This window comes from Paenibacillus marchantiophytorum, from assembly GCF_014640555.1.
GTDB lineage: Bacteria > Bacillota > Bacilli > Paenibacillales > NBRC-103111 > Paenibacillus_E > Paenibacillus_E marchantiophytorum.
This window is the reverse complement of the sequence record NZ_BMHE01000021.1, coordinates 1-12818: the sequence shown is the minus strand read 5'-3', so window position 1 is coordinate 12818 and position 12818 is coordinate 1. Positions and strand designations below refer to the sequence as shown.

The following is a 12818-nucleotide window of genomic DNA, read 5'->3' as shown; positions in this document are numbered from 1 at the left end:
CTATCCTTACTCTCTTTGCTGTTGCAGCTTACATAAAACCATTGTCAGCCAGAAAGCTGGCTGTTAGCTTGCTTGGCTTGTGGCTATTTCCATCTGCTGCGTCAGAAGGACCGAATTTGAGCAGACGCTCCATATATTTGCCAAGTACGTCACATTCCATGTTGATCGTATCTCCGGCTTTTTTGTCATGCAGGACCGTTTGCGCAAGAGTATGCGGAATGATGGATACCGCAACTTCACGTTCATTCACATCGACTACCGTGAGGCTTATACCGTCAATCGTGATGGAACCGCCAGTAATGATATAGCGAAAAATGTGTTTATTGTCCGGTTCGAACCGATAAACAACCGCATTTTCTTCGGGAATGCGAGAAACAATCGTTGCTGTGGCGTCCACGTGTCCCTGCACGATGTGACCGCCAAAACGTCCGTTGGCAGCCATCGCTCGCTCCAGATTCACGCGTGTGCCGCTCTGCAGCTTGCGTAAATTCGTCTTGCGATACGTTTCTGGCATGACGTCTACTGAGAAGGAGTCACTGTCGAAGGAAATGACCGTCAGACAAACCCCGTTAACCGAAATGCTGTCGCCCAGGTGAACATCTTCCAGCACTTTCTTCGCGCCAATCGTTAAAACCATCGCTTGCCCTTGACTATGAATGCGGCGCATGTGGCCGATTTCTTCAATTATGCCGGTAAACATGACAGCCCTCCATTCGTTAGCTCGGATATATCGGATAGCCGCTGATGCTGATATCCGGACCGAACTGCTCGACCTTCACCCGGTCGAGCGTAATTGCTTCTTCCATCTTCGCGAAGCCCCCGAAGTGGATGTTCATCGGTGCTGCATGGCCTCCACCGATCAGTTTCGGCGCGAACATCAGCACCAGCTTGTCGATCAGGCGCTGCTCAAGCATGGCGCCGTTCAATTGACCTCCACCCTCTAGGAGGATGGAGCCAATCTCCCGCTCGCCGAGCTGGCGCATGGCGAGCAGGAGATCCACCCGCGGGCCATCCCCGCAGGTGAGGACCGTGACGCCGCGCGCTTCCAGCGCGGCACGCCGCTCCGCGGGCGCCTGTGCGCTCGCGAGCAGGATCGTCGGCTGACGATCCTGCTCTGTGAGCACGCGGGCGCCCAGCGGGACTCGCAGCTGCGAGTCCGCGACGATCCGCACCGGCTGCACAGCCGGTACGTCCCCGCGCGCGCTCAGCAGCGGATCATCGGCGATGACGGTGTCAACGCCGATCATAATCCCCTGATGCCGATGGCGCAGGGTATGAACATAAGCGCGCGACGCGGGCGATGTAATCCACTTGCTGTCGCCTGTCTTCGAAGCAATGCGACCATCGAGTGTGCTCGCCGTCTTCATCGTCACATACGGCATCCGTGTGACGATAAACTTATTGAAAGCCTCATTCATCCCCGAGGCTTCCTCAGCGAGCAAACCAACACTGACCTCGATGCCTTTGGCTTGCAGCTTGGCGATCCCCGTGCCGGCAACCAGCGGGTTAGGGTCCGTCGTTGCAACCACAACCCGGCTTACGCCCGCTTCGATGAGACGATCGCTGCAGGGCGGCGTCTTGCCATAATGGCTGCAGGGCTCAAGCGTGACATACGCCGTGCTTCCCCTTGCATCCTCGCCTGCCATTTGCAAGGCAAGAACTTCGGCGTGTCCGTGGCCGCGCTGCAAGTGCGCTCCCATTCCCACAATACGTCCCTCTTTCACCAGGACGCACCCGACAACCGGATTGATGCCTGTTTGACCCAGGGCGCTTGCCGCCATTTGCAAAGCAAGTTTCATGTAAGCTTCGTCATTCAGTATTTGCACACTGTTCACCGCCCTTACCCTCAAGCCTGATTATGAATGCAAAAAGACCCCTCCGTATATCGGGAAGGGGCCAGAGATTGTCGAGATAACACGAAGAAGCTTCTGCTAATACGTACTTGCTGCATTTTTGATCAAACCAAACAAGAACGACTAATCTGTTTAAGTAGACAGACTTGCCGAATTTTTGTTTACGTGAAAAAATGTACAAGTACGCACAGCGAATGTTAGATTCGCGTTTTCCTTCTCCCATCCAGACTATACTGTCGGTTCCGGAATTGCACCGGATCAGCCGTAGCGAAGCTGTATGTCAGGTACCGCTAGCTTCAAAACGGGTCACGGACTTATCGATAGCACGAACCATGTTCATGCCTCGAATCACCGCCGGTGTGGAATTTCACCACGCCCCGAAGGTTTTGCATACATATGAAAGTAACTAACAACTAAGAATTAGCTAAAAATTACTTTGGTAATGAAAAATTTATCACTCACACATGGAAAAAGCAAGGGCTTTTTTATCTAACATTCTTCTAACAATCAAGTGTTGGTTCCTTTTTGGCTAGTTCAACGCGATTGCGGCCCAGACTTTTCGCCTGATAGAGCGCTTTATCTGCAAGCCCAAACAGCTTATCTGTAACAGAGGTTGTTTCCGGAAAAGAAGCTACGCCAATCGATACGGTGATATGCTTGCCGCCAGGGCCTGCTGTCTCTTCCAGCGTTTTCCTGAGCATCTCAGCTCTTGTCAGAGCGGATTGCAAAGACGTACCCGGCAGCAAGATAACGAATTCTTCTCCCCCATATCGAAAACAAACGCCGCTTTTACCTAATGATTTCTGCAAACTTTCCGCAAGGAATTGCAGCATGTTATCTCCGAATTCATGCCCATAGCTGTCATTCACATGCTTGAAATTATCAATATCCAGCACAAGGATACTGAACCGTTTTTCCTGTGAAAAGAGATTAGTCATGAACAGTTCCAACGTTCGGCGGTTATATAGCCCTGTTAAGGGGTCCGTTTGGGCGTCATGGGACAAATCGTCGAATTCCGTTCGCAAATGACTGACAGCCAAACTGAATGCCTTATGCAGCTTATTAGCTTCATACATCCAGGAATGAATACGCGGAGGCTCTTCATGTTCAAGGTTATTCGTTGACAGCTTTGCCGCGTAATTAGCCAGTCTCACAAGAGGCTCTGACATTTTGCGAATTAAGGTGTAGATGACAAGCATAAAAGCGAGTAGAATCGGGATAACAACGATCAATACCTGCATAACGAGTTGACGCGTTGCTTTCAATACAATATTTGCAGGGGTTTGCGCAACAATGCCCCAGCGAGATTCCTTCATATAGGTAAAGCTGGCTAGCATATCGACACCCTTCGTATTCGTAAGCCTTTGGACACCACTTTTCCCTTCCAATAGATGAGCTACTACTGGATTTTCCACCACCTTTTCACCTATGCGAGATGGTTCTGGATGATAAATCAGAGTTCCTTCCGAACTTACAACGAAGAAATACGACCCGTCTTCCCCCCTCATTTTATCCCCTAATATCGTATTGAACATGTTGGTTTCATGCAAATGTATCGTGCCACCAAGCGCGCCTATAAATTCGCCATATTCATTAAATAGTGGCTGTATGATTGATACCGATAAGTAATTGGTAGTTGTGAAATAGGGCTCCGAGATGATTGGACGCTGCTGTATGAACAGTTTGTCGATGTCAGGTCCGATTTTTTTGCCGATCAAATCTTTATTATAAGGGGACGTCTGCGTAATGATGCCTGCGCGGTTCACCAGAGTGACTGTGTTCAAACTGGAATGATTATGGCGAAAAAGCTCAAGCTGCTCAAACATATCAGGTCTGTTCAGATCCTTCTGAAGATAGGCCCCCGTTACCTTGAGACCTTGTTTCAATCCAAGAAACAAACCATCTACCGTTTCCGCTACTTTGTCCGCATATATTTTATTCAACTCAAACGTCATTCGGATTAACGATTTTTTCTCATTATGATAACTAATCGCAATACTTACGCTTAATGTTGTAATCACAGATATAAATACAAAGGCATTGACCAGATGCCTAAGTTTAAAATCTCCACGACGTACCATATCTCCCCTCCTACTAACAATTTCACGTTCCTCTATATTTTCTATAAGAAATGTTAGTAAAATTACGTTAAAATTATCGAGGAGAATGTTAATTTTCATCACACTTCTGTCATAATATGGGTAAACGCTTAATTGCAGCAAAAAACCATAGCCTGAGGCTATGTCATCAATTCAATGTACCTCGAGGTGAACCTAAACTCCCTAACGAACTCAATACGATTTATTTGGTCAAAATCATTCATTCTGAAAATCTAATGAATGCCAGATGCTCTATTTCAAGAAAACGATCGCCTTTCCGCCTAAAATCTGCTTGATAGCGCCAACTCAGTTCATTAAATCTCCACCGCAGCCATTTTCTCGTCTATAAGCATCATACTGTTCATTAGATGCCCTTTGGGACCGAAAACCTTCAAAGCAAAGAAGTCTATGGTGGAAGCCAATAAATTAATTGCAGCAAAAAAACCTCAATCTCCGGAAACCGGAGGTCGAGGTTCTTCCTAATCAAGTATGTAGCAATTACACTTCTACTACTTCTACTTTTTCCATAAGATCTTTGCCTTTGAAAGCATCGACTAATTCCATTCCTTTGGAGACTTTACCGAAAACAGTATGTCCTCCATCCAGATGCGGTTGTGGTTGGTAGGCAATGTAGAATTGGCTTCCACCAGTGTTTCTGCCTGCATGAGCCATCGCCAGGGAACCGCGCTCATGTTTGTTAGGATTGATTTCACAGTTGATTTGGTAACCAGGTCCACCTGTTCCTGTTCCTGTTGGGCAACCACCTTGTGCTACGAATCCTGGAATTACGCGATGAAAAACAAGTCCGTTGTAGAAACCGGAGTTTGCTAATTTTTCAAAGTTGGCAACTGTGTTTGGAGCGTCATTTTCGAAAAGATCGATAACGACTTCGCCGCCGCCTGCTAGTTTAATTTTTGCTTGTTTGGCCATTTGTGGTCCACTCCTTTAGACAATAATATCTTATTCTACTATGAAACCTTTTATTTCACAAATTTACTAACTTGTTTCATTCTCGCTGGAATGATGTCGTTGCCGATGATGTTGTCGAAGGACTCTCGTTTAACTACGATATCACTTTGCCCATCTTTGACGAAAACGACTCCCGGACGTCGAATCCGATTGTAGTTGCTCGCCATTGCATAGTTATAGGCCCCTGTACATGAAACAGCCAGAACATCGCCTGCCTTCACTTTCGGAAGGTTCAGATCCCAAATTAGCATATCGCCGCTTTCACAGCATTTGCCTGCAATGGATACGACTTCTTCCGCTTGTTCCTTGGCACGGTTGGCTAACATCGCTTCATACTCGGACTCATACAGCGCCGGGCGCGGGTTATCCGTCATGCCGCCATCTACCGCCACGTACTTGCGTACTCCTGGAATATCCTTGGTCGTGCCGACCGTGTATAATGTTGTCCCTGCATCACCCACAATGCTGCGACCTGGTTCAACCCAAATTTCTGGCAATGGGTACTCATTGCTGCCGAAATTTTGTTTAATCGCATCGGTGATCGCTTCTACGTAAACAGCAACCGGAAGCGGCGTATGACCATCCACATAGCGAATGCCAAAGCCGCCGCCAAGATTGATGACTTTGAACGTGACGCCCGTTTCTTGCCGAACATGAACAGCGAAAGCAGCCATTTTCTCAGCTGCCATGCGGAAACCTTCCACTTCGAAAATTTGCGAACCAATATGGGAATGAATCCCTAAGAGATCCAAATTGCTCAAAGAGTCCGCTTCTTTGATCGCTTCGAACGCTGAGCCATTGCCTAAATCAAAACCAAATTTGGAATCGGTTTGACCTGTTGAGATATATTCATGTGTATGAGCTTCCACACCTGGCGTAATTCGCAGCAAAACTTTTACCTTCTGGCGTTTATCTCCGGCGATTGCATTCAGCAATTGAAGTTCAATAAAATTATCTACCACGAAACAACCGATCTTCGCATCAATCGCCATTTCGATTTCATCCACCGTTTTGTTGTTGCCATGGAAGTGAATCCGTTCAGCAGGAAATCCTGCTTGCAGCGCCGTGTACAACTCGCCGTCGGAAACTACATCCAACGACATGCCTTCTTCTTCCACAATACGGCACATCGCCATGACGCAGAACGCTTTGCTGGCATACGCCACTTGGAATTTCAAACCGGATGCTTGAAAAGCTTCAACGAATTCTCGGCAACGCTGACGTATCAGCGCTTCATCAAATACATATAAAGGCGTGCCATATTCAGCAACCAAATGGGTTGCATCGACACCGCCGATTTCGAGGTGGCCTTGATCATTTATTTTACTTGTACCATGTAAATACATAGCTTGATATCCCTCTCTCCCGGAACCATTTCTTGCCATTATCCGCGCAAGCGGCAATGCGCATTACTTCTTAAAGTACCATAGGGAAAGCTCATTTGACAATACACTCTTCGACATAAAAAGAAAAAGGGCACAACTGCCTAGGCCCCTTTTCTTGGACTACTTCTTAGGCTGACGAGTACCGTCGTTCGGCTTCGTAATGCTTAATCGCGTTTTCCCGGCCAAGACTGGACGGCGAACTAGAATGGAGAAAAAGCTCTTGGCATTAAACGGTATGAATGGCCACATATAAGGCGCATCATACGATTTGCGGGTTGCGAGCAGGATTAGCCATAGCGTAGATCCTACAACAAAACCCGGCACATGGAAGATCGCTACAACGATGAGAAGCGCTAGCCTGACAATGCGATTAGCAAGCCCTAATTCATAACTTGGTGTTGCAAACATCCCAATCGAGGCAAGCGCCAAATAGAGAATGACCTCATTGATGAACAAGCCGGTCTTGACCGCAATATCACCAACCAAGATAGCCGCCACCAAGCCCATTGCAGTTGCAAGCGGCGTCGGGGTATGTACGGCAGCCATCCGCATCAAATCGATCCCGATATCGGCAAGTAGAAACTGGACCAATAGCGGCAAAGTCCCTTCTTTCTGCGGGCCGAGGAATTCAAGTCCCGCCGGTTTGAGCGATGGATCCATCACCATCATAAACCAGAGCGGCAGCAAAAAGATCGAGGCCATTATGCCTACAAAACGGACCCATCTTAGATAGGTACCGATAAACGGCGTTTGCCGGTATTCCTCCGCATGCTGCACATGATGAAAGAACGTTGTCGGCAATATCATCACACTCGGTGAAGTATCTACAAATACGCAAACATGCCCTTCCAGCAAATGCGCAGCGACAACGTCTGGACGCTCCGAATAACGCACCATCGGATAAGGATTCCATCCTTTGTTCACGATAGCTTCTTCCAATTGTTTCTCCGCAAGCGGCAGACCATCGATCTCGACAGCTTTAAATTTATCCTTGACGGCTTGAACTAAATCCGCGTTAGCGATGTCATTGATGTAGCCAATGCAAACATCGGTCTTCGTCCGTTTGCCGATTTGCATGATTTCAAGTTTGAATCTTTCGTCCCGAATTCTTCGTCTTACCAACGTAACATTGATGAGCAATGTTTCTACGAAGCCATCGCGAGAACCGCGGACCACACGTTCCAAATCAGGCTCTGCAATCGAGCGAACGGGAAAGTTTTTGGCATCTACCGTGATCGCAGCGCTCTCGCCTTCAATGAAGAAGGCCGTCCCTCCCATTAAGACCTGCCCTACAACCTCGGACATTTTTTTATAGGACTTAACTTGAATATGCGGGATCAGCTTTTCTATAAAAGCTTCGAGCGTATGATGAGATACGGCTTCTTTGTCCGCATAGGTAAGTCTCGTAATAATATCCGTAAGCACCGTATCTTTGGCAAAACCATTGCAATAAAAGATGCCGACCCTCTTGGAGCCGAAAACCATTTCACGTAAAATAAGATCAAAGCTCCGATTCAAGCCAACACGCTCTTCTAACACTCTTTGGATTTCCCGTAAGCTGCGAGGAATGTCTTCTTGAATTTTGTAGGCTTTCTCCTGAGGCGTCATGTCAGTGACTGGATTATAGGGAGAGAGATTTCCTTCCTCATCAATGGCCAGCTTATCCGACGACTGCGCCTTATCCGATTGATCTTGCTTATCATTCGACTCTTCTTTGTCCGAGCTGTTTCCTCTTTTTACGATCAACTTCACTTGATGCGCCTCACTTTCACACTTTAATAAAATAACCACTCAAACAACGAGCCGAACACTTTGCCAAATATCATCGCCATCAGGAATATAATCATATAAGAACCCATGCCAACTCGTTTGGCCAAAATAGGCAGCACATTGATAATTTCTGTTAAAGCCGCTGCCAGCATCCCTACAAAACAGCCAGCAAATAAGCCCACGAAGGCTGTGCTCATCGGGAAAAGCGGAAGCTTGATTTCACTGAAATCCAACCAGGTGAATATGAGCGAACCCCATACAACCGCCGCTTCATAGCTGCGGATGTTGGAGAAAGAGCGTGTGATCTGCGCGAGCCGCGGAATGATATCCAGTACGACCAGGAAAGCAACCATCCCACTTCCAACCGCGATCCCCCCTGCTAACCCGATGAAGGCGGTCAAGAGCACTTCCCCAAGAAGCGTAATCACTTCGTTTCTCCTTCCTCATGGATTTTCACGTATTCCTCTGTAATCACATAATGGTTAATATTTTCTTGGTACATGAACATTTCCACTTCGAGCGGACTTGGTTCTTCGTTGAATTTCTTTTTGAAAAGATGATTAAAGAAAATAACCATGCCCACCCCAATACCGAGCGAATAAGGAATTTGTAAAATAAGCGGATGCTCAACTTTCTTGCCAGTCATCAGTTCATAAATCCGTTGATGGACGACGAGCATGGAAACATCGGCGTGAAAATTCATGATGGCCAGTCCTGAGCCAATGAACAACAACAACCAGACCAGTCCGATCAAAACAGGGCTTGCCTTTTTATTGTCCGAATAGATTTCAAGGAGCACGTGAGGTTCACCGAAATGTTCAATTTGCAGCTCAGGGAACAAGTTCTTCACTTTGCGGACAATCAGCATCATATCAATCAAGACCCTGTTGCCATCCTCATGCTGCGGTTTGTGAATAATCAATCCATTCAATGCATCTTCATATTCCGGCTCAACGATAATCTGTGCGATTTGATTCAGTTTCACAACATTCCCTTTGCGCACACTGGCTTTTCGGCGAAGCCTGATATAGAGATATGGAGCTCCATTCTGGACCATAGTCTCACTCCCTTTGGGCATCCAGGTATAGGAGTAGTATGCAAAATCTTTCCTTCCCATAAACACGCTGCTCAATGGTAAATTCTCCAGGAATAAAGAAGCCAATCATTAGGCATAGTAACTATGAATAACGATCACTTATTCCATATAAAGAAGGTGATAACATGGCAAAACTCGCATTAACGCTAGTTATTATTGGTGCGTTGAATTGGCTTTTGGTTGGGCTCTTCGAATGGGATTTAGTATCTGCTTTGCTCGGTGGGGATTCGCATAGAGAATCTTCTGGATTAAGTCGCGTCATCTACACGATTGTTGGCTTATGCGGCATTTACTGCGTAAGATTTTATGGTGATGACAGACGAGCTGTCCGCTAATGAAAAGGGTATATACCAAAAAACCGCTCTCCATGGGAGAACGGTTTTTTGCTCGTTACTGGGCAATTTGATCCTTGATCGATTGCAAAATTTTCTTTTCTAGACGGGAGACCTGCACTTGGGAAATACCTAACCTGCTGGCCACCTCTGACTGCGTTTGATCACGGAAATAACGGAGGTACACAATAAGCCGTTCCCGTTCGGAAAGCGTTCCAATCGCTTCATTCAGAGCTAGCTTTTCAAACCATTTTTCACCAGAGTCATCGGAGATTTGATCCATTAACGTAATGGGATCGCCATCATTCTCAAAGACTGTCTCATGAATCGAGGAAAGCGGTTTGTTCGCTTCTTGCGCGAAAACAACTTCCTCCGGCGTAATCATTAGCTCTTCCGCCACTTCTTTAATCGTAGGAAGTCGTCCAAGACGCTTGGACAGCTCATCCTTCGTCTTGCGAATTTTATTAGCCAGCTCCTTCAGCGAGCGGCTGACCTTGAGCGTCCCGTCATCACGCAGGAAGCGCTGTATTTCGCCGATGATCATCGGCACGGCATACGTTGAGAACTTCACATCATAAGAAAGATCGAATTTATCAACGGACTTGAGCAGCCCGATGCAACCGATCTGGAACAAGTCTTCGGCTTCGTAACCACGGTTCAAAAAGCGTTGAACCACGGACCAGACCAAGCGGATATTGCAGCTGACGAGTGTTTCTCTAGCGAGTCCATCTCCGGATTGGCTGAGTGCGATTAACCGTTTGACTTCCGAATCGTCTAAATAACTATGAGAAGCATGCTTCAGATCGACATCCATAGATCAAACCCCTAATTGTATAAAGCTTTTTTAGATTCAATTCGCTTCAACATGTTTATTTTGGTTCCGATTCCGACGGCCGTCACAACTTCCACTTCGTCCATGAAATTTTCCATAATCGTGAATCCCATCCCAGAACGTTCCAGCTCTGGTTTGGATGTATACAGAGGCTCTTTGGCCTGTTCTAAATCCGCAATGCCTGAACCTTGATCCTCAATGGTAATTCGCACCACATCATCATCAATTTGCGTAGTAATTGTAATGACGCCATCCGTTTGATTATTGTAACCATGAATGATGGAGTTCGTTACGGCCTCAGACACGACGGTTTTGATATCGGTTAACTCATTGAGCGTAGGATCCAGTTGAGAGACAAAAGCAGCAACAGCAACACGGGCAAAAGCTTCATTCTCGGAACGGCTGGCAAACTGCAGCGACATAAAGTTATGTTCACTCATAGCGCAACCTCCAGACTGGACATTGCATTGCGCTCGTTGTCTTGAATCGAAACAATCTTGAACATTCCTGAAAGTTCGAACAAGCGGTAAACGGCAGGAGCGACATCACAGACGACCATTTTACCGCCTTTACCCGTAATTTGCTTGTAACGACCGAGAATAACACCTAGACCTGAGCTATCCATGAAAGAAAGATCCTTCAAACTAAGAATCAGATGCAGCGTGTGCTCTTTGGCAATCGCTTCCTCCATCCTAGCCTTCACACTATCTGCTGTGTGATGATCCAGCTCGCCCTTCAGTCTAACAATCAGCGCCCTTCGGCCTTGCTCAAATTCAATTTGCAGGCTCAACCTGTTCACTCCTCTCAGCTGAGAGACTTTGAACTGTTCAAGAATCTTTATTCCTTGAGTAAGTTCAGAAATCCCTATATTAGGTCATGAAACATAAGTTTCTACAGCTGAGAGTGAATATCCTGCCCCCCGACAAAACTAGAAGAAAACTGCTAAAAGTAGAACAAAACTGCGATTATTCGCTAAAAGTCGTTGTTAATTCGTTGTTAGTTCGTTGTTAGTTCGTCGTGAACATCTGCGCGGTTGTCCGCTTAAATAACATCCACCATGAGGCTTTATCTACGGCAACCGGCGACTCTAATGGGTACTCCGACAGCACATTGTCACCATTGTAGACAATAATTCGGCCTATCGGTTGTCCCATCGTAATAGGCGCTTTGATATTGGAATCCAATTGCAGCTCATGTCGAATGCTTTCGGTTGGTGTGCCCTTTTTCATTAAAATGCTATAATTCTGCTTGGCCACAAGCGGAACTGTCGAAATCTGCCCTTTATTTATCTTGAAATCCCCTAAGCTGTCACCCGATTTAAACAACGGATAGTTCGTATATTGGGCAAAAGCATAATCAAAAAGCTTGGTCACTTCGGCATTACGCGTTTTGGTATTCGGCTCGCCGAGCACAACTGCTACGACACGTAAATTATCCCGTTTCGCAGTTGCCGACAGGCAGAACTTCGCTTCGCTTGTATAGCCTGTTTTCAAGCCATCCGCTCCGCTATAGAATCGAACAAGCTTATTCGTATTCACCAGCCAGAATGGATTAGCCGATTCTTTGCGCAAATAATCCTGATAAGCACCGGTAAATTTCGTAATCCCCTCATGTTTAAGCAATTCACGTGACATGACGGCGATATCGTTCGCAGTTGTATAGTGATTTGCCACGGGCAAGCCGTTGCAGTTGGAGAAATGCGTGTTTTTCATCCCTAACTGCTGCGCCCGCTCATTCATCATTTGCACGAAATTTTCTTCCGAGCCGGCAATTTTCTCTGCCATAGCAACCGAAGCATCATTGCCAGATGCCATCGCGATCCCTTTGAGCATCTCTTGAACAGTCATTTCCTCGCCTGGCTCCAGAAAGATCTGTGAGCCACCCATCGAAGCGGCATATTCACTGACGCCAACTTTCTCGTCCATCTTGATATTGCCCTTATCGATGGCTTCCATGATCAGAAGCATCGTCATGATCTTCGTAATACTTGCTGGCGGCAGCTTGGTATCTTTATTTTTCTCAGCGATAACCGTACCTGTGTCGGCATCCATTAAAACAGCAGATTGGGCATTCGGTGTCAAATCAACCGTAGGTGCCTTCTTCTCTTCGGCAAAAGCCGCCGGCACGAGAAGCATCAAACAGAGTTGAAAACAGATAAAACTAATTAGCCCTTTTTTACGCATAGCAATTGTACCCCTCCTGTGATAGATGAAGTGAAAGCCTGACACTTGCAGCTTGAATGACTGCTAATCAGTCTTGACGATTTCACCTCAAAATATTCCAAGACAAGGAAAATAAAGATGATCTTGCTCTTAACGCCGCTGCTTACAGCGTTAAAGGCAGAGAAAGTGCAGCGCGAGCGGCTTTTCAGATCGGTTAAGGTTGAATTTCAACCTTACTGTGGCATCTGCCGCCTTTGTGTCCGCTTTAACGCTGTAAAACAGCGTTAAAGGCAGAGAAAGCCCAGCGCGAGCGGCTTTTC

General features: G+C 46.7%; 13 protein-coding genes and 1 riboswitch. Of the genes, 1 reads left to right on the top strand and 12 read right to left on the bottom strand.

Going from position 1 to position 12818, the window contains the following annotated elements; genetic code table 11:
- Positions 1 to 28 precede the first annotated feature (28 nt).
- The 8 genes from ribE to IEY34_RS19330 all read right to left on the bottom strand — a co-directional run bounded on the left by ribE (position 29) and on the right by IEY34_RS19330 (position 9133).
- Positions 29 to 700: a riboflavin synthase gene (gene ribE / locus IEY34_RS19365; RefSeq protein ID WP_189014191.1), complete on the bottom strand. Its 672-nt coding sequence runs from the start codon at positions 698 to 700 to the stop codon at positions 29 to 31.
- Positions 701 to 716: 16 nt separating this feature from the next.
- Entirely contained in the window at positions 717 to 1826 is a 1110-nt protein-coding gene (ribD, locus tag IEY34_RS19360; protein ID WP_229757729.1) for a bifunctional diaminohydroxyphosphoribosylaminopyrimidine deaminase/5-amino-6-(5-phosphoribosylamino)uracil reductase RibD, read from the bottom strand.
- 234 nt (positions 1827 to 2060) lie between these two features.
- A riboswitch (FMN riboswitch) is annotated at positions 2061 to 2242 on the bottom strand.
- Between the two features lie 111 nt (positions 2243 to 2353).
- Positions 2354 to 3934 carry a sensor domain-containing diguanylate cyclase gene (locus tag IEY34_RS19355; protein WP_189014189.1) on the bottom strand — a complete coding sequence of 527 codons (1581 nt, stop codon included), beginning with the start codon at positions 3932 to 3934 and terminating at the stop codon, positions 2354 to 2356.
- Between the two features lie 516 nt (positions 3935 to 4450).
- Complete coding sequence (locus tag IEY34_RS19350; protein WP_171643430.1) at positions 4451 to 4882, bottom strand: peptidylprolyl isomerase; 432 nt, start codon at positions 4880 to 4882, stop codon at positions 4451 to 4453.
- 50 nt (positions 4883 to 4932) lie between these two features.
- Entirely contained in the window at positions 4933 to 6267 is a 1335-nt protein-coding gene (lysA, locus tag IEY34_RS19345) for a diaminopimelate decarboxylase (protein ID WP_189014187.1), read from the bottom strand.
- A 159-nt stretch (positions 6268 to 6426) separates the two neighbouring features.
- Complete coding sequence (locus IEY34_RS19340; RefSeq protein WP_444544031.1) at positions 6427 to 8052, bottom strand: spore germination protein; 1626 nt, start codon at positions 8050 to 8052, stop codon at positions 6427 to 6429.
- A gap of 29 nt (positions 8053 to 8081) precedes the next feature.
- Positions 8082 to 8504 carry a stage V sporulation protein AB gene (locus IEY34_RS19335; protein WP_373291289.1) on the bottom strand — a complete coding sequence of 141 codons (423 nt, stop codon included), beginning with the start codon at positions 8502 to 8504 and terminating at the stop codon, positions 8082 to 8084.
- Positions 8501 to 9133: a stage V sporulation protein AA gene (locus tag IEY34_RS19330; protein WP_189014185.1), complete on the bottom strand. Its 633-nt coding sequence runs from the start codon at positions 9131 to 9133 to the stop codon at positions 8501 to 8503. Before IEY34_RS19330 ends, IEY34_RS19335 begins: the two co-directional genes overlap by 4 nt.
- 164 nt (positions 9134 to 9297) lie before the next feature.
- On the opposite strand from IEY34_RS19330, the gene IEY34_RS19325 reads away from it, so the two are divergent.
- The gene (locus IEY34_RS19325) at positions 9298 to 9507 is read left to right on the top strand and encodes a DUF378 domain-containing protein (protein WP_189014183.1); all 210 of its coding nucleotides are present in this window, start codon (positions 9298 to 9300) and stop codon (positions 9505 to 9507) included.
- Positions 9508 to 9562: 55 nt separating this feature from the next.
- On the opposite strand, the gene sigF is transcribed toward IEY34_RS19325, so the two are convergent.
- The 4 genes from sigF to IEY34_RS19305 form a co-directional block, all read right to left on the bottom strand.
- Positions 9563 to 10318 carry an RNA polymerase sporulation sigma factor SigF gene (gene sigF / locus IEY34_RS19320; RefSeq protein ID WP_189014181.1) on the bottom strand — a complete coding sequence of 252 codons (756 nt, stop codon included), beginning with the start codon at positions 10316 to 10318 and terminating at the stop codon, positions 9563 to 9565.
- Between the two features lie 11 nt (positions 10319 to 10329).
- Positions 10330 to 10776 carry an anti-sigma F factor gene (gene spoIIAB / locus IEY34_RS19315; protein WP_189014179.1) on the bottom strand — a complete coding sequence of 149 codons (447 nt, stop codon included), beginning with the start codon at positions 10774 to 10776 and terminating at the stop codon, positions 10330 to 10332.
- Positions 10773 to 11126, bottom strand: coding sequence for an anti-sigma F factor antagonist (spoIIAA, locus tag IEY34_RS19310; protein WP_189014177.1), 354 nt, complete (start codon positions 11124 to 11126; stop codon positions 10773 to 10775). The genes spoIIAB and spoIIAA overlap by 4 nt, the downstream gene beginning before the upstream one ends.
- Before the next feature lie 217 nt (positions 11127 to 11343).
- A complete protein-coding gene (locus IEY34_RS19305) occupies positions 11344 to 12519 on the bottom strand; it encodes a D-alanyl-D-alanine carboxypeptidase family protein (RefSeq protein WP_189014175.1) in 1176 nt (391 codons plus the stop codon).
- Between the last annotated feature and the right edge of the window lie 299 nt (positions 12520 to 12818).